Below are 25,224 nucleotides of genomic sequence, written 5' to 3'. Positions count from 1 at the left end.
AATGCCTTGATATCGTCAAGCCGAACCGCTTTCTTTGGCCTGACAATATGTGCTCGTGACCTGCCGGGTCGGTCGAGGTCGCGACTTGGCGACTCCGCTGTGGGAGGCGCTGGCGACGACCGGCCGAGCGCGTGTTTGCGCAAGCGCGACCGCGTCAGCGCCGCTGCCCGCCGGCGGCACACACTGGCGGGCGCCGAAGACGGATCGCCGGAACGAGTCTGCGCGTGAGGGTTGTCGGTCGAGCGCGAACTCGCCTGTACGCGGTGCATTTCTACGTTCGCGCGCGGCGGATCGGCTGGCGAATGCTGGCTCTATGCCAGCACCGCCGGGCGGCGCTGCTCGCAGGTCTGCCTGACGACGCGAAGGCGTTAGCGGCTGAAGCCTCGGTGGACGTCGGCGAGAACGCAGGCCAACTTCTCTACCACTCGCATCTTCGGAGCCGAGAACGCGCGCCTTGTCACAAGCCTGAGGGTACGAGCCCCGCGATCGTCATGTTCGCGGCGGCCCGCCGACGTCAGCTAGCAAGTACCTGCGAACACGGAAAGGTCCGACGCGAGGCGACTGGCATCACCTTTCGAGCAGAACGAGATCTCGACCCATTCTCCCCTGGCGGCACTATATAGGTGCCAAGCGCCCTTGAGCCCTTTGCTGCGACCGCTTCTGCCAAGACTGTACGTAGCCAACATGTGGATCGCGGGCTCCTCTAGGAGGGATCGAGCCCTCCTTGTACGCACCGTCGGTCTGCCGAAGATGAAGAGGCTAGCTTAGCGGCGCTTTAACTACTCCGCTTGGGGCCCACCGTCGCGCCTTCCCCATCGTCGCGGACCGCTCGCGCATCTCGCTGTGCGCGCGAGCGGACGACGCGCACACCGGGCCTCTCGGCGGGAACAGGCCGCCTCGCCCTTTGGCAGGGGGCACGCGCGCCGCCTCAATGTTGAACGACGTAGGTGACAAGATCGTAGATATAGTCGCGCCCTCGATACAACGCGTCGGCGGGGATGCGCTCGTTGAGCCCATGCGTCCCCGCGGTGGCGGGATCGTTCCATAGCCCGGGGATTCCGTAGGTCGGGACGCCCATCTTGCTGAGATAGGTCGCATCGGTGGCGCCGGCGGACTGAGTGGGGATCACCGGCACGCCGGGGAAATGCTTCGCGCCGATCGCCGCGATCGGGCGCAGGATGGCGGGGTCGAGCGGCGCGCTCTCCGCCACCGGGCGCTCCTGGATCTTGCTGCGGAGCACCTTCACCTGCGGGTCGGCGACGACCCGCTCGATCGCCGCGCGCGTCTGGTCGGCGGTCTCGCCCGGCACGATGCGGCAGTTGACCGAGGCGGCGGCGCGCTGCGGCAGCGCGTTGGCGGCGTGCCCTGCCTCCAGCATCGTGGCGACGCAGGTGGTGCGCAGCAGCGGGTCGAGCGCGAGGTCGCGCGACACCGCCTCGGCCGCCGCGGCGTCGCCGGGGGCGGCGGCGAGCCGCACCATCGCGGCGCCGGTCGCGTCCTGGCGCAGCGCGCCGGCCTTGGCGAGATAGGCCTGCGAGACAGGGTTGAGCCGCACCGGAAAGCGCAGCGTGCTGAGCCGGGTCAGCGCCGCGGCGAGGCGGTAGATCGCATTGTCGGGGCGCGGCTGCGAGCTGTGGCCACCGCGATCGGTGACCTCGAGGATGAAGTTGCGCGGCGACTTCTGCGCGACCTGGACGCCCAGCGTCTCCGGGCCGCCGCCCGGCGCGGTGCGCCCGCCGCCGCCCTCGTTGAAGGCGAAACCGGCGCGGATCAGCTCGGGGCGATGGTCGACCAGCCAGCCGGCGCCGTTGAGCACGCGCTCGTTCGACCCCTCCTCGCCGCAGGTCAGCGCGAGCTTGACCGTGCGCCGCGGTGCGGTGCCGCGCTGCTTGAGACGGATCATCGTGTCGGCGAAGATCGCCGCCTGCGCCTTGTCGTCGCTCGCGCCGCGCGCGTAGAAATAGCCGCCCTCCTCGATCAGCGTGAACGGGTCGCGCTGCCAGTCCTCGCGCTTGGCCTCGACCACGTCGATGTGTGCGAGCAGCAGCAACGCGGGCCGCTCGGTGTCCGAGCCGGCGAGCGTGGCGACCAGCCCGCCGTCGCGCGGGCGTCCCTCCGGGACGTAGATCGTGAGATCGGAGTCAGCGTAGCCCGCCGCGCGCAGCCGCGCCGCGACTTGGCGCGCCGCCCGGGTGCAGTCCCCGACCGAGGAGGTGGTGTTGGTCTCGACCAGTTCGCGGTACAGCTCGCGGAAGGCGGTGCGGTCGGGGCGCGACGCGGCGGCGGGCGCCTGGGCCGCGGCGGCGAGCGGCTGGAGGAGGGCGGCGGCCGCGGTCGCGGCGGTGACGAGGCGGTACATGGGTTCTCCTCTCGGATGGCGGTAAGGGCGGATCAGAAGCTCTGGCGCACGTTGACCCCGATCGTGCGCGGGCGCGTGCTGACGTAGTAATCGGGCGTGCCCGTCGCCGAGGCGACGCGGTTGAGGCCGTTCTCGTCGAACAGGTTGCTGGCGAAGACATAGGCGCCGAAACCTTGCCCCTCGATCCCGACGCGCGCGTTCACGATGCTATAGTCGCCGATGCGGCGATAGAAGGCATTACTCTCGCGCAGCTCGGTCGTCATCCGGCCGGTATAGGTATAGTCCAGCCGGAACAGCCCGTTGAACCGGTCGTCGATGGGCGGGGCATAGTCGATCCCGGCGGCGGCGGTGGCGCGCGGCACGTAGGTCAGCACGTCGCCCGACCGCCCCGGCGCGGTGATGAAGCCCGTCGAGTCGACCTGATCCGAGGTCAGCCGCGCGTCATTGTAGTTAACGCTGCCGCTCAGCGTGAGGTGGCGCAGCGGACGCGCGCTCGCCTCCAGCTCGACGCCCTCGACGCGGACGCCGGCGAGATTGTAGATGAAGTTGAAATTGCCGCCGCCCTGCTGGAGCGTGGAGACGCTGGTCTGCACCTCGTCCCAGTCGGTGCGATACACCGCCAGGTTGAGCGTCAGCCGCCGGCCGAACCAGGACGTCTTCGCGCCCAGCTCGTAGTTCCACAGCGAGTCGGGGCGATATACGAGATACTGCGCGGGCAGGTTGGGGATGTTGTTGGCGCCGCCCGGGCGAAAGCCTTGCGCGGCATTGCCATAGACCAGCAGGTCGCGCGTCAGCCGCAGCTCGGCGTTGAACTTCTTCACCCAGCCCTTGGCGTTGGCGGTGGTCTCCTCATAGGCGCGCGGTTCCTGGCCGTTGGTGAAATTATAGCCGAGGTACGCGCCGCCCACCGTCTTGGTATAATCGAAGTGGCGCAGCCCGACGGTGAGCGTCAGCGGCGCGAACAGGCGATAGCCGAGCTCGCCGAAGAAGGCGGTCTGCTCGACGCTGGTGAGGATGTTGCGGCCGCCGAGATCGTCGACTGGGTCGCGCTGGCCGCCGGTGATCGGGTCGCCGGCGAAGGGCAAAGTGTCGACCCGGTCGAACCGGTCCTCGTGGAACAGGCCGACGGTATAGGTCAGCGGGCCGGTGCCGTTCGAGCCGAGCCGCGCCTCCTGGAGGAAGTTGCGGACGTAGCGCGGCTGGTAGGCGCCGAACGGCGCCTTGGAGCGGGCATAGGCCTGATACGCGCTGCGCTGCGCCGCGGTGCAGCTGGTGACGGGCACGCCCAGCGCGACACGGGTGTAGAGCGGGCACCAGCGCGCGCCCGAGACCACGCTGGCGAAGGCGGCGTTGTTGTCGTTGGTGCTCTCGACGTCCCAGCGGTACCATGAGGCGCTCGCGATCAGCGTCGCGAAGCCGAGATCGAACCGGCCGACGCCGTTGTACAGCTGCAGTTTGTCGTGCCACGGCTGGAAGATCTGGAAGTCGGCGCGGTACGGCCCCAGCGCCGAGCTGTACTGCGAGGTGCCGGCGATGTCCTGCGTCTGTAGCAGCGCGGTCGCGGTCAGCGTCACCGCGTCGCTCGGCGTATAGGCCAGGATCGCGCGCCCGCCCTCCAGCGTGGCGCGATTGGTGTCGCGGCGGTCGAGCAGCGTATAGTCGACGAAGCCCGGCTGGCGCTCGCGATAGCCGACGACGCGCAGCGCCAGCCGGTCGGCGACGAGCGGCACGTTGAGCGCGCCCTTGGCGACATAGCCGATCCCGCCGTCGCGCGTGCTGCTCGCCTGCAGCTCGACCGTGCCGGCATAAGCGGTCGGGTTGGGCTGGTTGAACAACACGCGCAGCGTGCCGCCCATCGATCCCGAGCCGTACAGCGTGCCCTGCGGCCCGCGCAGCACCTCGACGCGCTCGACGTCGAAGAGGTTGAGGTTGGGCGTGTTGCCCGCCGGGTCCGAGTTGGTGCCGGACGGGCCGGTGAGCGGCGTCTCGCCGTAATAGAGGCCGACGGTGCTCTCGCCGGAGGCCTGCACGCCGCGGATCGAGACGCGCGTGCGGCCCGAGTCGCTCTCGGTGAGCTGCAGCCCGGGCACCTGGCGGATCACGTCGGCGATCGTGGTGGCGCCCAGGCGCGAGAGCTGGTCCTCGCCGAGCGCCGAGATCGCGACGGGGGTGGTCTGCACGGTCGACTGACGACGCAGAGCGGTGACGACGACGTCGCCAGGCTCCTCGGCGGCGGCGGGGGCATCGGCGGCGGCCTCGCCCGCGGCGGGTGGAGGCGGTGCCGCCTGGGCGAGAGAGGGCGTGGGTACGGCAACGGTGGCGAGGAGAAGCGCGGCTGGCCCGATCGGTCGCATGATGCCCCTGACGTCTTGTCTGCGATGCGCTCTGCCGAGCGGCGAGCAGAGACAAGCATCGCCACTAAATCCGATCGGATCAATAGGTTTTCAGTTGCTCGAGCGGCAGCGGCTTTCTCCGATCGGATCGCGCATGGATCGGGAGCCGCGGCCCGGTCCTGACGCCGCCGCTTCGGGCTGAGGCGGCCCGCCCTCCGAGGCAGCCGGCCGAAGAGCCTCGTCCACCTCGTCACAGCCTCGTCGCGGCCGGCCGGACTGGCGTCGCTCGATGGCAGTGCTCGAGATTACTGGCATGCCGTCGCCGAGGGGGCTGCGGTCGTGCCGCCGCGAGAGTATCGCTAGATGATCGATGGCCGCGTCACCGAGGAGCCGATGCCCGTGATCAATACCCAGATCCTGCGGCCGACAGGCCTGCCGGAGGCGCTCGTCATGCCGCTGCCGGGACGCGGCGACCAGATCGAGATGCGCGCTCACCTGCTGGGCACGCGCATCGACATGCGCGCGCTCGTCGACTTCGGCGATCCTGAGACGGTCGCGCTGGAGGGTTCGTGCGCCTTCGTGTTCCGCTACGGCGCCGTCGTCCTCGTCGGCGCGACGTCCGAGGAGGAGGCACGCATCCTGGCGCAGGTCACGCCGCACGCGGTCGACCCGCCGACCAGCCCTGAGATCGAGACCGCCCGAGTCGAGCTGCGCGACGACGGCGACGAGACCGTGTCCGCCGACGGCCGTATCCGCCTGCGCGAAGTGACGCCCGAGCGGCTTCTGCTCGCCGCGACCGTGCTGGCGCGCTCCGTCGTCCTCGCCCGCGACGAGATGCGCATCGAGGACGCCTTCGACCGGATCGAGCCACTGCTCGTCGACATGCGCGAGCACGGTCGTGCCCACCTCCCCATCCGCCAGATCATGCGCCAGATCGGCAGCGTCCTCTCCGCGCAACACCGCGTCGTGGGACGCGCGCGCATCGGCGAGAAGCCGGATCTCCTGTGGGAGCACCCCGAACTCGACCGCCTCTACGGCCGACTCGAGGCGGAGTACGAGCTGGGAGACCGCACGCGCACGATCGAGCGCAAGCTGGAGATGCTCGGCGACTCCGCCGAGTGGCTTCTCGACCTCGTCCAGGACAAGAGGTCGCTGCGTCTCGAGCTCTCGGTCATCGGCCTCATCGCCTTCGAGGTCGCGATCGGGCTCTACGAGATCGCGGTCCGCTGGCCGCATTAGGCCGACGGCTCTGGCGGACCCCGAAGCGGTCGTGCGGATCGCGCCGGCCGCTTCTCGCGCCGTACGGGCTCCATCTACGAGCCAGCAGCTCTGGTCGGGTGGCCGCGGCCGCCCCCCGTCACCGATGTCTGACGCGCTGGAGCTCAGCGACGAGAAACGCCACGGACCAACCCAGCAGCAGCACGCCGTCGATGCCCTCGATCGCGCCGACGAGGCGCCACGGGGCCGCCAACGACGCGTCCGAGAAGCCGATGGCGGCGTAGGTGATCGTGGAGAAGTACACGGACGCCGGGAGCGTCGCCATCGCGCCGATGAGCAGGTAGACGAAGGCGTAGAACCAGATCTCCAGGCCGGACAGCATCAGCAGTCCGAGCACGACCGCGCTGGTGTAGGCGGCGCCGAGCAGCGAGAGCGGGTTCAGCTCGATCTCGGCCGCGCCGCGGTCGAGCGCTCTCAGGGCGCGGCCGATCGCGAGCAGGCCGAGGCCGTGGAAGATCGCGCTCGCGAGCACCAGCACCGTCGACAGCGCCAGCTCGGTCCACATCGACGGGGGCACGGCCGACACGCGCTAGAAGCGTCGCGCCTCGTGACCGATCGTGTCGCACGTACCCCGGAAGCTGTACGAGGCGGAGCCGGCGACGGTGATCCGCCCGGTGCGGCGATCGATCACCACCTTGGGCTTGTTGAGCCCGTTCAGCCGGTAGCTCGCGCGGATGACGTCTGGTCCCTCCACTAGGTCATAGAGGTCCCACCAACCATCGTTGCCGCGCGAGTTGATGGGGGGGATCAGCGAGCGCGGCAGCCGGATGCGCCCGCCACCCTCCCACGTCTGGACCATCAGCAAGGCGTCGAACACCTCGGTCGTCGTCTCATTGTAGCGGCCGTAGTCGTAGCGCTTCTTGTCACGGTTCCACGTCCAGGTCGTGCCGCTGGCGATGCCGGCCTTGCTGCCGTCGCCGAAGCAGACGAGGCCGAGCTCGACGGCACGCCCGTCGACGGTCGGTGCGTCGCCGCCGACATAACTCGGCGCCGCCTGCTGTCGTTCGGGCGGACGCGCGCTGCCGCGGTCGGGCTCGTCGCCGGCGGGTGGGCGGCGCTCGGGCTGTCCGGCGTAGCTCGGGTTGGGACGGAGGCTTGCCGGCTCGCGGCAGTCGGGCGGAAGCGTCGGCTGGATCGAGCTGTAGCGCCCGTCCATCGTGGCGATCGTGACACACTGCCGGCGATCGGCGTTCCACCAATAAGTGTAGGCGCGGTCGTCGCCCTTCTCCGCGCGGACGTCGACGTAGCCGCGTCGACGCACCTCCAGCTCCGCCTGCCCGGCGCGTGCGCCGACCATGTCCTCGAGCCCCGTTGCCTGCGCCGCCGCGGGGCTCGGTAGCCCCGGCAGCAGCAGCGTGGCGGCCAGGATCGGCGAGGCTTTGGTCATCGACATGATACGTCCCCTGTTCACCGGCCGGGTCGCGGCCGGACGGTTGCGCGTCACGGCTGCGGCACCACGGCGTCCATCACCGTCAGCGGCTCGCCCCCGCTCGACCCGACCCGCGACTGCGTGATCAGGATCGTCGTTCCCGGCCGCAACGCGGCGCGGACCTGCTCGTAGAAGCCGCGCGGAAGCCGCAGCCGGTTGATCACGGCCTCGTCGAGCGCGTGCCCGGCTTCCTCCTCATGGCCGGGCAGGCCGATATACACCCAGCGCGGCGCGCCGCCGGCGCCTCGCGTGAGCGTGATGACGTGGCTGCCGGGATCGTCGTCGCTCACCGCCGCGACGCTGCGCCCGATCTCGACGCCGCTGCGCATGACCACGACCTGGCGATCGGATTTGGACACGATGATCGTCATCGGGCCGGTGGGCGAACGCTCCGGCCGCCAGCTGAACTGCTCGCGGTCGAGCAGCGCCGGTGCGATCGGCCGGCCCTTGCTGTCGAACGGTGCGAGCAGGCTGGTCTCGGAGGTGCGGACGTGGCGCGCGGCGTCGCCGTCGATGACGACCGTCGCGCCGAGCGACGTTATGCCGAAGAGCTCGCGCGAGAAGCCGTAGGGCAGATGCACGCAGCCGTGGCTCTCGGGATAGCCCGGCAGGCCACCGGCGTGGAGCGCCACCCCGTCCCAGGTGAGCCGCTGCTGGTACGGCATCGGCGCATCGTTGTACTTGCTCGAGCGGTGCGTCGCGTCCTTCTGCAGGATCGTGAAGACGCCGGTCGGCGTCTCGTGCCCCGGCTTGCCCGAGGAGACCGAGCTGATCCCGATACGCACGCCGTTGCGATAGACCGTGGCGAGCTGGCGCGAGAGGTCCACGTAGACGACGACCTGCCCGTCGGGCGCGACCGCCGGCGCCCAGACCCATTCGCCGGGCCTCAGCCGCTCGGCCATGCGAGCGAACTCGGTGGCCGAACTGGCCCGCGCGCCCTGCGCCATCGCTTGGCCGCTGCACAATGCCAGCGCGAGCGCCGCCGGCACCTTGTTCCAAGCGTGACGCACCCCGCTTTCCCCCGCCGCCTGACCCGGATCAAATAGGCTCGCCCTTTGATTTGCAAGCAGATATTGCCGGAGTGCCGGCCGCTATCGAGGTGCAGCATGGACTTCATGAAGTGGCTCAACTCGCTCGACGAGCTCCTCTACGAGGTGATGAGCTGGCTGCTGTTCTTTCCACTTACGCTGTGGCGTGCCGCCTTTCGCCCGATCCGAACGATGACCGAGATCGAGCGCGAGGCTGCTCTGCCCGACGAGCAGCGATACGGCTCGGTTCTCAGCCCACCGCTGTTCCTGGCCCTCGCGCTCCTGCTCGGGCACACGGTCGCGACCGCGATGGGGCAGACCGACGCGATCATCGCCAGCCACCACGGGCTGGCCGACCTGGTGAACGACAATGCCAGCGCGCTCGTGCTCCGCGTGATCGTGTTCGCGGCCTTCCCGCTGTTCCTGGCGGCGCGACTGGTACGGCGACGCGGCGTCCAACTGGACCGATCCTCGCTCCAGCAGCCCTTCTACGAGCAATGCTACCCGGCCGCCGTCTTCGCCTTGGGCATCAGCATCGGCACGAGCCTCGGCCTTGACGCCCATCCGACCGTGAGGACGGTCGGCCATTGGCTCGCGGCCGGCAGCATCGCCAATTACTGGATCGTCGAGGCCCGCTGGTTCTCGCGCGTGCTGCGGATCGGCCTCCTTCCCGCCATCGGCAACGTGTGCCTCGGCCTGCTCGAGGGCACGATTTTCCTGATCGCCGTGGGGTTTCTCTTCACACGCTGACGCGCCGTACCGAGCGACGAGCCCCCCCTTCCTTCGGCTGGGGACAACGCCAGCATCGCCTCCCGAGCGGCCCCGGCCTCCTTAGAATTCGATGCGTACGCCGAGGTTCACGGTGCGACCGACGGTGTGGATGTCGCTGAACTCCGCCTCGCTTCCCGCATAGGACGCCGGGCCGCTACCACCGTTCTCAGCGACGCATCACTCCGCCTTGGGCCAACCGTCGGCGCCCCAGCGCAGGCGTGCGATCCGCAGGGTCGGCCTGCCCTTCGCCTCCTGATCATAGGCATGATAGACGAGGTAGTCGGTCCCATCCCGGTCCCGCAGATGACCGGCGTGACCGGGCCCCCGGAACCGCTCCTTCTCCGGTAGATCAGCACGAAGCAGGATCGTGCCGCCGCCCTGCATCATGGCGCTGCCGTCGCGGCCGAGATACGGCCCGGTCACCGCGCGCGAGCGCCCGACCACGGTATAGTAGGTGCTGGCGCTGCCCTTGCAGCAATAATCGTAGGAGGCGACCAGCCAGTACCAGCCGCCGTGATCGATCACGAAGGGCGCCTCGATCGGGGCCGGTGCACCCACCGGCGCGGGCCGTCGCGCGATCGCGACCGGCGCCTCGTTCTTGTTCAGGAGCTTGCCCGTGGCACGGTCCAGCGCGAACAGCTTCAAGCCGCTCCAGAAGCTGCCCAGGGCGAGCCATTGCCGACCGTCCCGCGCCACCACCAGGTTCGGATCGATCGCGTTGTAATCGTCCGTCCGGTCGGACATCACCACGGGACCGTCGTCGCGCCAGCGATAGCCGGGCCGCGTAGGGTCGAGCGTGGCGTTGGTCAGCAGCCCGATGGCGGACCGATTGGATCCGAAGGTCGAGACCGAATAATAGAGCCGATACCGCCCGCCGACGAAGGAGATGTCCGGCGCCCAGGCGTTCTTGGCGCCGGGGATGGCCTGGGTCGCCCAGTCAGGCAGTGCCGCGAGGGGCGTCTCCGCCTTGCGCCAGTTCACTAGGTCGTTCGACACGCGGTGGGCGATGATCCGGTCGGGACCGTCACCCAGCCCCGTGGAATAGACGTGGTAGGTGTCCCCTTCGCGGATGATGACGGGATCGTGGGTCGGCGCGATGTCCCCCCGAAGTCGCTCGTTCAAGGTGGGCGCCGCTCTCGCCCCAGCAGGTGTCGCCACGTCTGCCTGGGTGGCCGCGACCGTCGCCAGCGCCGCCACCGCGATCATGGTGGATGGCGCCGGCATCAGAACTTCACCCGCGCGCCGATCTGGACCGTCCGGTCGTACGTCCGCGTGTCACGCGGGGTGTCATAATAGACGCCGGTGACCGAGTTTTTGCCGTTGAACCGATCCTGGTACACGTCATCGAGTATGTTGGTGGCATCGAAGGTAAGCGTCAGCCACTGGGTCGGCGAGTAGCTGCCGGAGAAGTCGAGGCGGCTGACCGGGTCGGCCAGGATCGTGCTCGCCTGGACGCCCCCCGAGTTGTAGCTGTCGACGTAGCTCGACCGCCAATTGTAGGCGAGCCGCGCCGAGATGCCGTATTTCTCGTAGATGGCGACCGTGTTGAACGCCCAGTGGGAGACGTTGACGATCCGCTGCTTGCCGCCGTTGATCGGGTCATCGGTCTTGCCGTCCATGTACGTGCCGTTCAGCTGGACGCCGAAGCCGCTCAGCGCGCCGGGGAGGAAGTCGAAGAACTGCTGATACGCCACCTCCGCGCCGGCCAGATAACCGTCGCCGGCGTTCCGCGGACGGCTGACCAGATAGGTTCCCCCCGCGAACTGCTCGGGCTGCGAGTAGGTCTGTATGTAGCCCGACAGATCACGGTAGAACCCCGCCGCCGTCAGCGACGTGCTGCGCGCGATGTACCATTCGAGCGACGCGTCATAGGCGATGGACTCGATGGGCTGGAGCGCCGGATTGCCGCCGCTGCCGGTGCCGGCATATTGCTGGGTCCCGGTATTGCCGCTGGGCACCAGCGTGATGAGCGGGTTCAGCGCGGCGAACTCGGGCCGCGTGATCGTCTTGCCCGCGGCTGCGCGGAGAAACAGGTTGCTCGTCAGACCGAGCCGCGCGTTGATGCTGGGCAGGACGTTCAGGTAATTCTGTGTGCTGGAGACGTTGTTGCCGTTGAGCTGCTCCACCGTGTTGACCACGCGCGCGCCGACGACACCGTCGAGCGGCATCGAGCCCAGCTCCAGCTTATACCCCAGCTGCCCGTAGAAGGCGTAGGTGTCCTCGCGGTTGAAGAAGGCGAGGTTGGGCTCGAAGGCGCGCGGACCGGTAGGTCGTCCGAAGAGGGTGCGAATGCGGTCCGTGTCGTCGAGCAGCACGTCCGTATCAGCGGTGATGAAGCGATCGATCCCGAGCGCTCCCTTGACTAGCCCGCCAGGCGACAGTGTCGCGAACCCACCGACGGAGGTCAGCGGTGCGCCCTGGTCGGTCGGGAACGCGAGCGGGATCGAGGCAGTCGCCTGCGAGTCGACGTTGCGGTGCGTGTAGCGAGTGCCGATCTTCAACGTCTCGACGATGCCGCTGTCGGGCTTGATCGTCAGGTCGTTGCGCCAGGCGATCTGCTCGCTCGTATCCAACCCGTTGTTGTCGAAGAGCGTGCGGATCGTATAGATCGAGGGGTCGGTCAGGTCGACGCCGGTGAGTGTCACCCTGGGCGTTCCGCCGACATCATAGTCGACGTCGAGCCGCGGCACGTTGAAGGAGGTATCCAGGATCGCGTTGCGGTTCGGCACCTTGCTGTAATTGTACGTGACTTCCGTGTTCAGCACCGCCTGACCCAAGGTCCACTTGCCCCCGACCACGGCCTGATAATTATCCGTGCGGTTGCGGTACGCCTGCTTGCTGGTGAGCGTGAACGCATCGGTGGTGGTGCTGCTGTCGGCGAGGTTCGGATAGTTGGCGTTCGCGGTGACACTCGTCAGCGTCCCGGCTTTCGGCAGGCCGATGAAGAAGTCCACGGCGATCTGGTTGTCGTATCGTGTGAAGACGCCGTCGGCGTAGAACTCGACGTCAGGGGACGGGCGCCACTGGAATGATGCGTTGAGCGCCGTCCGGCGCCGATCCCCGGACGTGTACAGCCCCCCGACCGTGTCGGGCGTCGCAACGGGTGTCCCCGAGGACACGAAGTCGAACGCGGTCTGATCCTGGTAGAGCCGTTTGTTGTAGGATCCGGCGAGCAGCAGACCCATCTCGCCGATGCCGGTCTCCCACCGCTGGCTGATGAGACCCGAGCCGATATATCCCCATTTCTCGGACTGGTCGCTGTACACCGCGCGGCCGCTCGCGGCGATCTGACCATCGGCGAAGTCGAACGGACGGCGGAGCCTTACGTCGATGAGACCCGCCACGCCGCCCTCGATCAGGTCGGGCGTGCTCGTCTTGTACACGTCGACCCCGGCGATCAGCTCGGCGGGTATGTCCTGAAGGGCGAAGCCGCGCGTGACCCCCGTGAACGCCTCGCGACCGTTCAACACCGTGGCCACGTTGGGGAGGCCGCGGATCAGGACCGTTCCCGCCTCGCCGGCGCCGCGCGTCACCTGGACACCCGTCACGCGCTGCAGCGCGTCGGCCACCGTGTTGTCGGGGAGCTTGCCGATGTCCTCGGCGACGATGGAGTCGACGATCTGCGTCGCGTTCTGCTTGATCGACTGCGCGGAGGCGAGGCTGGCGCGAACGCCGGTGACGATGATGTCCTCCGCCCCCGCCCCGGCCGGCGACGCCGCTTCCTGCGGCACACCGGTGCTGTCGGCGGCGCCGACCGCCTCTTGTGTCGACGGAGTAGTGGACTGCGCCGCCCCGGCGCGTGATGCCGGTGTGCCGCTCGCATCCTGCGCGGCTGCCGCGTGCGCGAGCATCGCCGACGCGCACAAAGAGGCCGTCCCGCATAGGCGGCCAAGTCGCTTGTAGCCCATCAACCCTCTCCCCGAACGCCGCTGATCCGGCGAATATTTGTCCTACATTACACCGGAGTAGAAGCAGCAGCAAGAGGCATGTGCGGTCTCAATGTCGGGCTGCTCGGATCGATCTGCGTCCCGATGTAGACGGCGGCGGCACACCTAGGCCGGAGGAGCCTTCGCCCCCGGCTGGGCGGCGACCGAGCCGCGCCTCGCTCATATGTCTGAGATGCGGCGCGCTGGGGAAGGCACGAGAAGGCTGAGGCGGTGCCCCTCTCGACGCACGGCGCGTCGACGCGCGGCGCGCGTCGGACCCACGGACCTCCACGCCAGCGACCGGGTTCGGTCCGGACCGCTCGGCCGAAGCGGGGCCGTCGGACGTGGCCGCACGGCGCTTCCTGTCGCGCGCTTCGGCGACACGACCTCCGGATCACTGATCGTCGCGTGACGACGGTCATCGCCGTCGGGCACCGTGGATCGCGCACGATCACGCCGAAAATCGTTGTTTTCGACCTAATGTATGAGTATTCCGGTCGAGAAGCGAGTGCGCTCAGACACTCGCCTGGATCGAAGAGGGATGAGGTGAAGCAGCAACTTTCCCCGCTTTGGGGCGCGCTGATCCCGGAGACGCTCGCGTCCATGCCGGATGTCGCGCAGCCTGCGGTCAGCACGCCCGCGAAGGGCCAGGCCGGCCCAGCTCACGCGATACTTGCCGCGGCCGACCCGGAGCGGGCGATCTCGTTGCGGGCCGCGTCGGCCGTGATGCCGACCCTGCCGTGAGCGGGTCGATGGGCACACTCACCCGGCGCCTCGTGCTGGCGGGCGGCGTCAGCATCGCGGCGATGCCCGCGCTGGCACAGCGTCGACGCGCCGGGGCGGGCACGATCGTCAACCCTCTGGTGCGGCAGCGCGCGGACGCGCAGGTGTTCCGGCACACCGACGGCTGGTATTACATGACCGGCTCGGTGCCCGAGTACGACCGGCTGGTGCTGCGCCGCGCGCGCACGCTCGCCGGCCTCTCGGCCGCCGCCGAGCGCGTGCTGTGGCGGCACGAGAAGAGCGGACCGATGTCCGGCTTCCTCTGGGCGCCCGAGCTGCACCTGATCGATGGCAAGTGGATCATGTATTTCGCCGCCGGCCCGAGCGGCGGGGGCGAGGACGTCTTCCGCATCCGCACCTACGCGATCGTGTGTGACGGTGCCGATCCGATGACGGGCCGGTGGACGGTGCTGGGCCAGCTCGAGACGCCGTGGGACAGTTTCAACCTCGATTCGACCAGTTTCGTCCATCGCGGCACGCGGTATCTCGCCTGGGCACAGCGCGAGCCGGGCATCGAGACCAACTCGAACCTGTATCTGGCGCCGCTGAGGACGCCGCTGACGCTCGCGGCCAAGCCAGCGCGACTGTCGATGCCCGAACTCGACTGGGAGATCCGCGGCTTCAAGGTCAACGAGGCGCCCGCGCTGCTGGCCCGCAACGGGCATCTGTACATGACCTATTCGGCCAGCGCGACCGACGCCCGCTACTGCATGGGGATGCTCACCGCGCGCGACGACGCCGACATCATGGACCCGCGCAGCTGGGCCAAGTCGCCGGTGCCGGTGCTGAAGACGTCGCGCGAACACAGGGTCTTCGGCCCGGGACACAACAGCTTCACGGTGGACGAGCGCGGCCGGGACATGCTGGTGTTCCACGCGCGCGACTATGAGGTGATCAAGGGCGACCCGCTGTTCGATCCCAATCGTCACACCCGCGTCCAGCCGATCCGCTTCGCCGCGAACGGCACGCCGCTGTTCGACCCGCCGGTCGCGAACGGGCCGCTGCCGCGCGGCTGACGCTGCCGGCGGGGGCGCTGTCCGTCAGCGGCATCAGCATGCCCAGCGGGCAGGCGCCGAGCCGCGCAGCGGCTAAGCGCCCACCCTGCTCGCCCGCTGGTCCAGGACGATGCGCAGTGCCCCTCTCGGCGTCGTGCCGGTGACGATCGCCTGACCGGCGAAACCCGTCACGTCATAGCTGCCAGAGCGGACGATCTGCAGGGGCGTGCCTTTCTTCTGTGGGCAGGCGAGCGTCTGGGCGTAGCGCCCGTCCGCGACACGTTGGCTCTCGACCCGGCATTGTGCCTTCGGATCGGGCGCGAGGAGCGTCTCGACGCCCTGGCCCGGCACAACCCGTTTGTGCTCCGCTTTGCTCTTGCCGCGCGCCATGCGGGCGAGGAACCCGGGCAAGCCCGGCACACTGATGTCGACGATCCTCGACGTCACGTCCCACGCGCCAGACTCCATTCGGGGTGGGACAGTCGTGTCGGGTTGTGCGACGAGGGCGAGGGCGAGCAGACCGATCATCGCTCGAGCGTGTACCGCCAGCCGACACGACGCAACCGCCTGTTCCTACGCCGGCGGTATCGTTCGGCCGAGCCCGACGCCAGCCGCGTGCCAGCACCTCAACACCATGCTCCAGATCACTAAAGTGTTACAAATGCGACATAAAGCGTTGCATTTTTGCCGCGGTCGCGTGACACATCCGCAGAGGACGCGGGCGAGCGCTCGGCCGACAGATCCTGGGGAGGATGGACGATGGGAACGACCTGGAGAGCCGGCGTGTCGCTGACAGCGTTGCTGATCGGCGCGCCGGTGGCACAAGCGCAGAACGTCCAGGCGCCCGCGGTGGGCGCCGGTACGACCGAGACCGGCACAGCCGGTCCCGATCAGGTCCAGCTGACGGACCCGGCGCAGCCCGACGAGGCGGCGGCGGGCGACGACATCGTCGTCTCCGGCCTACGGCGCAGCCTCGAGTCCGCCCAGGCGATCAAGCGCACCTCGGACGGGATCGTGGACGCGATCGTCGCGCAGGACATCGGCAAGCTACCCGACACCTTCGCCTCGTCGGCGCTGCAGCGAGTCGCGGGCGTCGCGGTGACGCGCGGCGGGGGCGAGTCGGCCGGCGTGACGGTGCGTGGCCTTCCCGACCTGACCACGACCTACAACGGGCGCCAGATCTTCACCGCCGAGGGGCGCTACGTGCAGATCCAGGACTTCCCCGCCGGCACGGTCGCCGCGCTGGAGGTCTATAAGTCCGGTCTCGCCGATCAGGTGGAAGGCGGGATCGCGGGCGCGATCAACGTGCGCGGCCGCCGCCCCTTCGACTTCGACGGCTTCGAACTCTCCGGCTCGCTCAACGGCGTGCTGTCGCAGCAGTCCGAGAAGATCGTGCCGAACGGCAATCTGCTGATCAGCGATCGGTGGGACACCGGCCTCGGGGAGATGGGCCTGCTGCTGAATGCCTCGTACGTCGGCGTCAATTTCCTCGATTCGACGCGTGAGCAGTCGCTGGTCATCGCCACCACCGACGCCACCAACGCGCCCGGCGCGCAGAGCGGCCTGCGCTACCCCGACGCGCAGGGCAACTTCCTCGGCTACGGCAATCGCTACCGCCCCTCCGCCAATGCCGCGTTCCAATGGCGGCCGACGCCGGAGCTGGAGATCTACGCCGACGGTCTCTACCAGGGCTTCCGCTCGAAAGACTATAACCGTTGGATGTTCATCCCGATCTTCGGTGATGGCGTGAGACTGTCCGACGTGACGACGATCTCCGGCACCGATAAGATCGCGACGGCGACGGTCAGCGGCGCGTTGCGACCCGAGGGCTATACCGGCTCGTTCAACGGCAAAACGGACACCTATCAGGGCGGCCTCGGCGCGACCTGGAAGAAGGATCGACTGCAGATCTCGGCCGACGTCGCTTACACCGACAGCACCTATACCGCCAACCTGGTCAACGTCGACTATGCCGCGGCGCGTTCGCCGGTCCGCTCCGTCGCGTTCGAGGCGTCGCGAGATGGTGGGCCGACGCAGACGTTCGTCGACTTCGATATCACCGATCCGGCGAGCTTCATCAGTCGCGGCCTCTACCAGGAGCTGACCGTGGTGAGCGGCAAGGACTGGCAGGCGCGCACCGACCTGTCCTACGATCTCGACCTCGGTTTTCTCAAACGGCTGCAGGTCGGTGTGCGCTACGCCGACCGCGACGCCGCGCGCGACTTCGGCAACCTCTACATCAACAACGAACCGGCCGGGATCCCGCTCACCGCGCTGCCCGGCGCGGACGTGAGGGTCAGCCTGCCCGGCTTCACGTACAACGACGTCCAGCGCAACAAGGCCTATGCCGCGCTCACGCGCGACAGCATCCGCGACAATCTGGTCGGGCTCCGCAGCTTCTACGGCGTCCCCGCCGGCACGCCGCCCTTCAACCCGCCCGACAATTTCCGCGCCAACGAGAAGTCCTACGCGGCCTATGGCCAGATCAAATACGGCTTCGACCTGGGCAGTATGATCGTGGACGGCCTGGTGGGCCTGCGCGCGATCAAGACCAAGACGCGGATCAGCGGCTTCTCCCGCGTCGAGGACACCGGCGGCGCGGTCACCTTCCCGCCGATCGCCGCCGAGAACGAATATACCGACTATCTGCCCAACGTGAGCGGGCGCTTCGCCTTCACGGACAAGTTGCAGCTGCGCCTGGCTTACACACAGACGCGTACCCGGCCCAACTTCTTCGACCTGCGCCCGAACACCTCGCTCGGCCAGCCGGTGGTGCTGGCCCCCGGGGACCCCTGCCTGACCGATCCCACGACCGAGGTCTGCGTCGAGCGGCTCCGTCGCGGCGGCTCGGCCGGCAACCCCGATCTCACGCCGCTCACGTCGAACAACTATGACGCGAGCCTGGAATATTACTTCTCGCGCACGGGCTCGTTCACGGCCGCGATCTTCCGGCATGACGCGGAAGGCTTTCTGGCGACGGTCGACGATCGGTCGGCGCCGGGGCTTCGGATCGCGCGCCCGGTCAACCTGGGCCAGACCCGCCTGCAGGGCGCCGAGGTCCAGTTCACCAGCTTCCTCGACATCGACGGCCTACCCGATTGGGCGAAAGGTTTCGGCGTCCAGGCCAACGGCACCTTCATCGATGCGAAAGGCGATCTCCAGCCCAATTTCGCGGCCACTCTGAACGACGAGAAGCAGGTGTTCCCCGGCGTCTCGAAGTGGGCGTACAATGTCGTGGCGCTCTACGAACGGCCGCAGTTCTCGGCCCGGCTCGCGTACAATTACCGGTCGAAGTTCGTGCAACTCTACAGCCTGGAAGCGCTCGACCCCACCGCGCATGCCGTGATCGAGAAAGGCCGCGGCCAGCTCGATCTCTCGACGTCGGTGACCCCGCTGCCGAACGTCACCCTGGCGTTCGACATCGTCAATCTCCTCGGCAACCCACTGCAGCGCTATCGCCAATTCGACACGGGTGACAGCTTCACGCGGCAGGTGTTGTACATCGAGCGGGCCTATTCGCTGGGCGTGCGATTCCGTTTCTGAGGTAACGGGCCGCGACGACGGGTTCTCAGCGGACCCGCGCCGGGAGAGACGATATGGGACGATCACGCTCACGGCGCGCGCTCGCACGCCTGCTCCTCGCCTCCGCCGCGGTGACCGGCATGGCCGCGCCCGCGGCGGCGCAGACGACGACCGTGCCGCCCGGCGCACCCGAGACCCCGTATGTGGCGCCCGATCGCGCCTATCTGTTCGCGCACATGACCAAGGAGCGCTACGGCGTGCTCCATTATTCCGTCAGCCGCGACGGGCTACACTGGCAGCAGCTCAATCGCGGCGCGCCCGTATCGAGCGACTATCACGGCCATGCCTCGATCGCGCGCGGCGGTGACGGGCGCTACTATCTCGTCGGCAATCGCGGCGACGACGACCCGCTGATCCGCTTCTGGGTGTCGGACGACCTGGTGCGCTGGACGCCGTTCGGCACCTACCGGCCGCGTCTCCAAGGCATCGCCGGTCTGGCGCACGCGATGCAGCGGATCGGCGCGCCCAAATTGTTCTACGACGCGCCGTCGCGCCGCTTCCTGCTCACCTGGCACACCCCGACCGTTCCCGGCACGCCCGACGATCCGGAGCGCTACTGGGCCAGCCAGCGCACGCTCTACGTGTCCTCCCCCGACCTGCGGCGGCTCGGCGAGGCGCCGCGCCGGCTGTTCGGCTGGGAGATGGCGACGATCGACACCTTCGTCGTGCCGAACGACGCCGGGACGGGGTACTGCGCCGTGTTCAAGGACGAGCGCTACCCGTCTTACGAGTGGACGACGGGCAAGACGGTGCGGATCAGCTGCGCTCCCACGCTCACGGGGCGCTATGCGCCGCCGGGCCCGCCGCTCAGCCCCAATTTCCGCGAGGCGCCCACGCTGATCCGCTCGCCCGACGACCGCGACTGGCTGCTCTATTACGAGCAATATGCCGGCACGAGCTACGGCCTCTCCAAGGCGCCGCGGCTCGCGGGCCCGTGGTATCAGGTGTCCGGCAACTCCGGTGTCCCCGCCTGGGATCGCTACACCATGCCCGCGGGGCTTCGACACGGCTCGATGATCGCCATCAGCCGACGGCAATATGACGCGTTGGTGGCGGCTTACCCGCCGGCCTGAGCACACCGCGCTGTCCGATGCCCCGCGGCCGGATATCCGCCCGACGCTCGGCGGCGCGTCGGGACGTCACGTCGGCGGCGAGGCAGGCGTCGTGGTCATCGCGGCAGCGCGAAGGCGATCACCGAGCCGCCCGGCCGACGCTTTTGATCCTTGCCGCCGCCCGCCGCGATCGCGACATATTGCCGCCCATCGACCGCGTACGTCGCGGGCGTCGCGAGCCCCGCGGCGGGCAGTTCGGTCGACCACAGCAGCTGGCCGCTGCGCTTGTCATAGGCGCGGAAGCGACGGTCGTAGACGGTCGCGGCGATGAACAGCAGCCCCCCGCGGGTGACCACCGCCCCGCCGTAATTCTCGCTCCCCGTCTCGTCCGGGCCGAGCTCGGGATAGCGGCCGAGCGGCACGCGCCACACCCAGCGCCCGGTGTTGACGTCGAGCGCCGACAGAGTGCCCCAGGGCGGCGTCAGCGCGGGATAGCCGTCGGGATCGAGCAGGCGATGGTAGCCGTCGAAGACGTAGGGCTCGTCGAAGCCCGGCGCCGCGGCGGGGGTGGCGTCGCTCTCGTTGCCGCGCGGTGCCGCGGCGGCACGGTCGCCGCGCAGATAGCCCACCAGCGTCGCCACCTGCGCCGACGACAGGGTCGCGCCGAACCCCGGCATGCGCCCGCCGCCCCGGGTGATCTGGTGCCCCAGCTGCACCGCGCTGAGCCGCGCGCCGACATCGCGCAGTCCGGGCACCTGCGGCGGGTCGCCGGCGCGGTCGGCGCCGTGGCAGGCGGCGCAATGGGTGGCGTAGAGCGCCGCGCCCGAGCTACCCGCCGTGCGCGCCGGGCGGGGCTTGAGCCGCAGCGTCCAGGCCATCTCGTTGGCGTTGACGTAGAGCAGGCCGCTGTCGGGATCGTAGGCCGCCCCACCCCACTCGGCGCCGCCGTCCATACCGGGCAGCAGCACCGTGCCCTGTCGGCTGGGCGGATCGAACGGGCCGCGGTTGCGCAGGCCGGCGAGCTGCGCCGTCACCGCGGCATGCGCCGCCGGCGTCCGCCGCGTCACGATGTCGGGCGTGAGCCGCTGGCGCGCGAAGGGCGCGATCCCGGTGGGCATCGGCTGGGTCGGCCACGCCCGCTCGCCGGGCATGTCGCTGGGCGGGACCGGTCGCTCCTCGATCGGGTACAGCGGGCGGCCGTCGCGCCGGTCGAAGACGTAGACCCATCCCGACTTGGTGGTCTGCGCGATCGCGGGCACGCCGCGCACCGTTACCAGCGTCGGCTGCGCGGGGAAGTCGCGGTCCCAGAGATCGTGGTAGACGCTCTGGAAGTGCCAGCGCCGCCGCCCGGTGCGCGCGTCCAGCGCGACCAGGCTGTTGGCGTACAAGTTGGCACCCGCGCGGGTCGGGCCGTAGAAGTCGCGGTCGCCCATGCCGCTGGAGGCCACGGGCAGGAACACCAGACCGCGCGCGACGTCGACGGTCAGCCCGGCCCAGACGTTGGCGCCGATCTCGGTCTTCCAGGCGTCGCGCGGCCAGGTCTCCGCGCCGGGCTCGCCGTCGTGCGGGATGGTGTGGAAGGTCCAGCGGATCGCGCCGGTGCGCACGTCGAAGGCGCGGACGTCGCCCGGCGTATGGCCGGTCGAACCCATGATGATCAGGTCCTCGAACACCGCCCCGGGCGTGACGTTGTTGACCGTCAGCTGCGCGAGCGGCCTGCCGAAGCCAGCGCGCAGGTCGACGCGACCGTCGCGGCCGAAGCGCGGGTCGGGCCGACCGGTCAGCGCGTCGACCGAGATCAGCTCCTGCCCGAACGTGAACAGGATCCGGCGCTGATCGCCATCCCGCCAGAGGGATACGCCCCGCAGCCGCTGGCGTGTGGCGACCGGCGCGGGCGCCGGGTCATAGGCCCACAGCTCGCGCCCGGTCGCGGCGTCTAGCGCCACCAGACGGCCCTTGGGCGTGACGATGTACATGCGACCGTCGACGACGAGCGGGTTGGCCTGCATGTCCGACTGCGACCCGCCCTCGCCGAAGGCGTCGCCGCTGTCATATTCCCAGGCCTTCACCAATCCCGTGACGTTGCGAACGGTGATCTGGTCCAGCGCGGAGTAATGCGTCGCGGCGGGATCGCCGTGGTAATAGGGCCAGTCGGCGCCCGCCTCGCGCGGCGGCACCGTCCCGCTCCCCAGCAGCAGCGCCCCCGCGAGCACGACCGTCGCCCTCACTCGCTCTCCCGCGCGCGCTGCCATGTGATCCTCCGCCGTTCGGCGGAGCCGACCCGCGCCGCGCGCCAGCCTAGGCCGGCGCACGTCGCCACGCCATCACTGACGCGCGCGTACCGCCTCGACAGACGGTCGTTCCCGGACCAACGAGCGTGTGCGCCCGCGGCGACCTATTCGCGGCCTGTCCCTCCGGCGCGACCCGGTGAGTCGCTGTGTGGCAGCCAGGCGCATCGATCTCACCGGCCCCGGACCTCGTGTCGGCGAGGGCCCGCGACATGGCGCACTGTCGAAGCGACCGTACGGAGCGCGAGCTCATGGCCCCACGCCGGTGCGTCGAATCCGACAGAGCCGTCTGTCGGGACCGAGCCCATCAGAAGCGGGAGGATAGCGAGCGGAGGTGCTGTCAGTCTAATGCGAACTCGTCTCTCCACGATGCACCTCGGGCTTTGCGGGCAACAGATCAGCTGGCGAGCGCCTGCCACTCAGCCAGCGCCGCGGAGCGGCGCTGCTTGTAGGTCTGCCTGTCGACGAGATGGCGTTCGTGGTTGAAGTGGTTGTGGACGTTGGCGTGGACCGAGGCGAACTTCTGTAACGTTCGCATCTGCCGAAACCGCAGCATCGCCCGTTCTCGTCGCCTGAACGGCAGGTGCGAGTTCTCCACCCGGTTGTTGGCCCAGCGACCCACCTCCTGCTTCTCGCGGCTGCCTAGCTCCGTCAGAGCAGCACCTTAGGAGCGCAGACCGTCGGTGGTGATCGCCTCGGGCGAGCCGTGCCGCTTGAGCGCCTTCTTAATGAAGGCGAGCGCAGCCTTCTTGTCGCGCGTTCGGGTGACGTAGCTTTAGAGGATCTCGCCCTCGTGATCCACCGCTCGCCACAGGTAGACCATCTCGCCGTTGAGCTTCACGTACATCTCGTCCAGGTGCCAGCGCCAATGCCGAAAGCCGCGCATGCGGCTCACCCGCTGACGCCGCACCTCGCCCCCGAACAGCGGACCGAACCTGTTCCACCACAGCCTCACCGTCTCATGGCAGATGTCGATCCCGCGCTCGAACAGCAGGTCTTCGACGTTCCGCAGCGAAATAGGGAAACGAACGTACATCAGCACCACCAGCCGGATCACCTCGGGCGAGGAGTTGAAGTAGCGGAACGGACTGGCTGGCTTGCGGAGGCGGGGCATGGCCCCTCCCCTACCCCGCCGGTCGCTGTAGGTGCATCAGCTTTGACAGCGCCCGGGCGGGGCATGCCCCTCCTCTACCCCGGCGAGCGCCGCAGGTGCATTAGCTTTGACAGAGCCATTGTGACGATCCGCTCACCTTTGGTCATCAGACTTGCCGCCTTTTTCGCCGCGAGGAAGGGCGCTCTGACGTTGAGCGCAAAAGAGCGGTCGAACGCGTCATCCGGATAATCCTCAAGCGGTTCTACGATCGCCGTTCCAGCTACGCTCACCAGGATATCAAGGCGGCCGAAATGCTTCACGATGTGATCGATGGCGCCGTTGAGCGCCCCGACGTCGCTGACGTCCGCCTGCACCATGAGGGCTTGATGTCCTGCCGAAAGTAGCTCGTCCGAAAGACGCTCGGCGTCATCTGATCGACTGAGAAAGGTCGCGCCAACCGACGCGCCATCAGACGCCAACCTTCGGCTGATCGCTCCACCGATGCCGCGTGTTCCGCCGATGACGATGGCAACCTTCCTGTCGTGAACTCGCATAGTTTCCCTCGGTAAGCGTGTCGGCCATGGCGCACGGTAGCCGCGTCGCGAGCGCAGCTACAACATTGCCGTTCGACCTTCCCGAATACGAACGGCCAACCTGACGGCGCGGGCGATCTCGGAATCGATCGGGCTTCGGGGATCAGTCTATGAGCAGGCGCTGACGTTACCGGACCTGTCGGCGCAAAGTCTTGCCGATGAGCCAAAAGTGCAGAAGCTGCATCGCGATAAGCGTCGCGCCCATCCCGATCATAGTAGGAAGAACGAGGCCTTCTTCGCCGGCACGGGCCGGAACATAGAGTGCCATGATCGTAACGAAGCCGAGCAAGACAATTGCCAATGCCGGCATGAAGGCAAGGGCAAGACGCCGGGGGGCGGACCATGTCACCTCACCTGTGATCCACCATTGCATCGGCAGTCGCTCTTCGCTGTAGAACAAGGCATCGGCCCGGTAAGCCAAAGCACATACCATCAGGACAGAGATCACCGAAACGATCACGATGCTCATGGAAGGACTCCTTCAGGCGTTAAGCTAGCACTTCGCACGGTCTTCTGAAACCTTTTCGCGATTGAGAACGGCGACGGGAAGGCCAGAGCGTTCTCGGAATCGATCGAATATCGGGAAGCCGAATGCGTTCCCGAAACTCAATCTGTGGGGCTTATGAGAAGGCCTGTGTGGCCACAGGTATCGGCATAACTGGTTATCTCGGCCAGCGCCGTAGTGCCGCCGGGCCAATCTTTTCGATGTCGTCTGTCATTATACTGCCATCGTATTGATCGGGAATAGCATTGAGTTGGACAGGACTGGTAATGCCAGGATCGCCGCTTTTGCTGCCGATCGGCCCCGCCACAATTACCTCGACATCCGCGACTCGCATTCGCTGTAGGAAACGGTTCGGCCATCCCCAGAATGCCCAATGCACATTGATAGGGACGCCAATCGTGCCATGGCGACAGGTTTTAGGAACATAGCCGCTCCAGCCAACAGCTATATACCCTAAGGAACATGCTTTCGCACGATCGACCGAGAGCACCCTAAGATGTGGAGCAATGGCTCGGACTGTATCCAAAACCCGATCGCTAGCGACGATGCTTAAGTGCTCATTGGCCTCCACTCCTCTCACCTTGAGGTATCCGACAAGCTGGTCAGCCTCGTCCGGATCGTTGCTTTTGATGTTGATCAGGAAACGCCTGTTCGGAAACGTAGCCAGCACCTCGTTGAGCGTTTTCATCTGCCCTACAAATTTGCCGCGAAATGGGTAGGTTCTGCCTCCATCCGCCGTATAGCCATAACCAAGATCGAGCGTGCGGAGGTAAGTCATGCTCAACTCACGTGTCACGCCCTTGCCGTTCGTGCGGCACTCAACCGACCAGTCATGAAACACGGCGAACTCGCCGTCCGTAGTGGGATGAACATCCAGTTCAATCTGGTCTGCGCCAAGATCGAAGCTGGCTCGCATCGATGCAATGGTGCTCTCTATGAATGGATTGGTCGGAGGACGCATCCGAATGGCGGTGCAGTCATTCTCCCCCAGGTTTGTCCGATCGAACGTCTGATGCACGCCTCGATGGGCGAGGATGTTCGGTCGCCCTTCTGGTGAAGCGGCAAGCCACGATGCGTTGAACAGATAGAAGCCGGTCAGCCCGACCCCTGCCAAAATTCCCGCGACCCGCCGCTTGCGCATCCACGCCTCCGCCCAATGGTGCAGTTCCGTAGCATAGCTACCGATATCGCTCCGTCAATTTTGACTAA

At 68.0% G+C, this 25,224-nt stretch carries 17 protein-coding genes and 2 pseudogenes; 6 read left to right on the top strand and 13 right to left on the bottom strand.

Annotated features, from left to right (window positions below):
- Nucleotides 1–928: 928 nt before the first annotated feature.
- Together KZ813_RS11765 and KZ813_RS11760 are read right to left on the bottom strand one after the other, a co-directional pair.
- Nucleotides 929–2,359, bottom strand: a complete 1,431-nt coding sequence (locus tag KZ813_RS11765; RefSeq protein ID WP_219755183.1) for a M20/M25/M40 family metallo-hydrolase — start codon at nt 2,357–2,359, stop codon at nt 929–931.
- Between the two features lie 32 nt (nt 2,360–2,391).
- On the bottom strand, nt 2,392–4,713 hold the full coding sequence (locus KZ813_RS11760) for a TonB-dependent receptor (protein ID WP_219755182.1): 2,322 nt from the start codon (nt 4,711–4,713) through the stop codon (nt 2,392–2,394).
- Between the two features lie 378 nt (nt 4,714–5,091).
- Between KZ813_RS11760 and KZ813_RS11755 the strand changes: the two genes are divergently transcribed.
- Complete coding sequence (locus KZ813_RS11755; protein WP_308461871.1) at nt 5,092–5,931, top strand: RMD1 family protein; 840 nt, start codon at nt 5,092–5,094, stop codon at nt 5,929–5,931.
- Between the two features lie 118 nt (nt 5,932–6,049).
- On the opposite strand, the gene KZ813_RS11750 is transcribed toward KZ813_RS11755, so the two are convergent.
- Genes KZ813_RS11750 through KZ813_RS11740 form a run of 3 tightly spaced genes read right to left on the bottom strand, consistent with a single transcriptional unit; the run spans nt 6,050 to nt 8,409 of the window.
- Nucleotides 6,050–6,475, bottom strand: a complete 426-nt coding sequence (locus tag KZ813_RS11750) for an ion channel (protein WP_219755181.1) — start codon at nt 6,473–6,475, stop codon at nt 6,050–6,052.
- Between the two features lie 24 nt (nt 6,476–6,499).
- Nucleotides 6,500–7,363 (bottom strand): hypothetical protein, encoded by an 864-nt coding sequence (locus tag KZ813_RS11745; RefSeq protein WP_219755180.1) that lies wholly within the window; start codon nt 7,361–7,363, stop codon nt 6,500–6,502.
- A gap of 47 nt (nt 7,364–7,410) precedes the next feature.
- On the bottom strand, nt 7,411–8,409 hold the full coding sequence (locus tag KZ813_RS11740; RefSeq protein WP_219755179.1) for a L,D-transpeptidase family protein: 999 nt from the start codon (nt 8,407–8,409) through the stop codon (nt 7,411–7,413).
- A gap of 96 nt (nt 8,410–8,505) precedes the next feature.
- On the opposite strand from KZ813_RS11740, the gene KZ813_RS11735 reads away from it, so the two are divergent.
- Nucleotides 8,506–9,177 carry a hypothetical protein gene (locus tag KZ813_RS11735; protein ID WP_219755178.1) on the top strand — a complete coding sequence of 224 codons (672 nt, stop codon included), beginning with the start codon at nt 8,506–8,508 and terminating at the stop codon, nt 9,175–9,177.
- A gap of 198 nt (nt 9,178–9,375) precedes the next feature.
- On the opposite strand, the gene KZ813_RS11730 is transcribed toward KZ813_RS11735, so the two are convergent.
- Nucleotides 9,376–10,404: an arabinan endo-1,5-alpha-L-arabinosidase gene (locus KZ813_RS11730; RefSeq protein ID WP_219755364.1), complete on the bottom strand. Its 1,029-nt coding sequence runs from the start codon at nt 10,402–10,404 to the stop codon at nt 9,376–9,378.
- A 17-nt stretch (nt 10,405–10,421) separates the two neighbouring features.
- On the bottom strand, nt 10,422–13,049 hold the full coding sequence (locus tag KZ813_RS11725; RefSeq protein WP_219755177.1) for a TonB-dependent receptor: 2,628 nt from the start codon (nt 13,047–13,049) through the stop codon (nt 10,422–10,424).
- A gap of 483 nt (nt 13,050–13,532) precedes the next feature.
- Between KZ813_RS11725 and KZ813_RS11720 the strand changes: the two genes are divergently transcribed.
- Nucleotides 13,533–13,868 (top strand): hypothetical protein, encoded by a 336-nt coding sequence (locus KZ813_RS11720; RefSeq protein ID WP_219755176.1) that lies wholly within the window; start codon nt 13,533–13,535, stop codon nt 13,866–13,868.
- A gap of 62 nt (nt 13,869–13,930) precedes the next feature.
- Nucleotides 13,931–14,914 (top strand): annotated as a pseudogene (locus KZ813_RS11715) (glycoside hydrolase family 43 protein); the annotation flags it as partial.
- 81 nt (nt 14,915–14,995) lie between these two features.
- Here the strand turns inward: KZ813_RS11715 and KZ813_RS11710 are convergent.
- The gene (locus tag KZ813_RS11710; RefSeq protein ID WP_219755174.1) at nt 14,996–15,430 is read right to left on the bottom strand and encodes a DUF3617 domain-containing protein; all 435 of its coding nucleotides are present in this window, start codon (nt 15,428–15,430) and stop codon (nt 14,996–14,998) included.
- Nucleotides 15,431–15,685: 255 nt separating this feature from the next.
- On the opposite strand from KZ813_RS11710, the gene KZ813_RS11705 reads away from it, so the two are divergent.
- Both KZ813_RS11705 and KZ813_RS11700 read left to right on the top strand, forming a co-directional pair.
- The gene (locus KZ813_RS11705; RefSeq protein WP_219755173.1) at nt 15,686–18,445 is read left to right on the top strand and encodes a TonB-dependent receptor; all 2,760 of its coding nucleotides are present in this window, start codon (nt 15,686–15,688) and stop codon (nt 18,443–18,445) included.
- Between the two features lie 53 nt (nt 18,446–18,498).
- Complete coding sequence (locus KZ813_RS11700) at nt 18,499–19,557, top strand: glycoside hydrolase family protein (protein ID WP_219755172.1); 1,059 nt, start codon at nt 18,499–18,501, stop codon at nt 19,555–19,557.
- A gap of 95 nt (nt 19,558–19,652) precedes the next feature.
- Here KZ813_RS11700 and KZ813_RS11695 read toward each other — a convergent pair whose 3' ends face one another.
- From KZ813_RS11695 to KZ813_RS11675, 5 genes and pseudogenes are all read right to left on the bottom strand, one after another.
- Nucleotides 19,653–21,764, bottom strand: a complete 2,112-nt coding sequence (locus KZ813_RS11695) for an outer membrane protein assembly factor BamB family protein (RefSeq protein ID WP_219755171.1) — start codon at nt 21,762–21,764, stop codon at nt 19,653–19,655.
- Between the two features lie 457 nt (nt 21,765–22,221).
- Nucleotides 22,222–22,938: pseudogene (locus KZ813_RS11690) on the bottom strand (IS6 family transposase).
- A 74-nt stretch (nt 22,939–23,012) separates the two neighbouring features.
- Nucleotides 23,013–23,471 carry an SDR family NAD(P)-dependent oxidoreductase gene (locus KZ813_RS11685; RefSeq protein WP_219755170.1) on the bottom strand — a complete coding sequence of 153 codons (459 nt, stop codon included), beginning with the start codon at nt 23,469–23,471 and terminating at the stop codon, nt 23,013–23,015.
- 166 nt (nt 23,472–23,637) lie between these two features.
- Nucleotides 23,638–23,979 (bottom strand): hypothetical protein, encoded by a 342-nt coding sequence (locus KZ813_RS11680; RefSeq protein WP_219755169.1) that lies wholly within the window; start codon nt 23,977–23,979, stop codon nt 23,638–23,640.
- A gap of 193 nt (nt 23,980–24,172) precedes the next feature.
- Nucleotides 24,173–25,156 carry a glycerophosphodiester phosphodiesterase family protein gene (locus KZ813_RS11675; protein ID WP_219755168.1) on the bottom strand — a complete coding sequence of 328 codons (984 nt, stop codon included), beginning with the start codon at nt 25,154–25,156 and terminating at the stop codon, nt 24,173–24,175.
- Nucleotides 25,157–25,224 lie beyond the last annotated feature (68 nt).

Origin of the sequence: Sphingomonas folli, from assembly GCF_019429525.1 — a bacterium.
Lineage (GTDB): Bacteria > Pseudomonadota > Alphaproteobacteria > Sphingomonadales > Sphingomonadaceae > Sphingomonas > Sphingomonas folii.
The sequence above is the reverse complement of the archived record's forward strand: the minus strand, read 5'-3'. Positions and strand labels throughout refer to the sequence as shown.

What these genes read in the sequence shown, in the direction of transcription:
- KZ813_RS11730 (WP_219755364.1), bottom strand. Translation starts at nt 10,404, where the DNA reads ATGATCGCGGTGGCGGCGCTGGCGACGGTCGCGGCCACCCAGGCAGAC.
- KZ813_RS11760 (WP_219755182.1), bottom strand. Translation starts at nt 4,713, where the DNA reads ATGCGACCGATCGGGCCAGCCGCGCTTCTCCTCGCCACCGTTGCCGTA.
- KZ813_RS11700 (WP_219755172.1), top strand. Translation starts at nt 18,499, where the DNA reads ATGGGACGATCACGCTCACGGCGCGCGCTCGCACGCCTGCTCCTCGCC.
- KZ813_RS11710 (WP_219755174.1), bottom strand. Translation starts at nt 15,430, where the DNA reads ATGATCGGTCTGCTCGCCCTCGCCCTCGTCGCACAACCCGACACGACT.
- KZ813_RS11745 (WP_219755180.1), bottom strand. Translation starts at nt 7,363, where the DNA reads ATGTCGATGACCAAAGCCTCGCCGATCCTGGCCGCCACGCTGCTGCTG.
- KZ813_RS11750 (WP_219755181.1), bottom strand. Translation starts at nt 6,475, where the DNA reads ATGTGGACCGAGCTGGCGCTGTCGACGGTGCTGGTGCTCGCGAGCGCG.
- KZ813_RS11675 (WP_219755168.1), bottom strand. Translation starts at nt 25,156, where the DNA reads ATGCGCAAGCGGCGGGTCGCGGGAATTTTGGCAGGGGTCGGGCTGACC.
- KZ813_RS11685 (WP_219755170.1), bottom strand. Translation starts at nt 23,471, where the DNA reads ATGCGAGTTCACGACAGGAAGGTTGCCATCGTCATCGGCGGAACACGC.
- KZ813_RS11680 (WP_219755169.1), bottom strand. Translation starts at nt 23,979, where the DNA reads ATGAGCATCGTGATCGTTTCGGTGATCTCTGTCCTGATGGTATGTGCT.
- KZ813_RS11735 (WP_219755178.1), top strand. Translation starts at nt 8,506, where the DNA reads ATGGACTTCATGAAGTGGCTCAACTCGCTCGACGAGCTCCTCTACGAG.
- KZ813_RS11725 (WP_219755177.1), bottom strand. Translation starts at nt 13,049, where the DNA reads ATGCTCGCGCACGCGGCAGCCGCGCAGGATGCGAGCGGCACACCGGCA.
- KZ813_RS11765 (WP_219755183.1), bottom strand. Translation starts at nt 2,359, where the DNA reads ATGTACCGCCTCGTCACCGCCGCGACCGCGGCCGCCGCCCTCCTCCAG.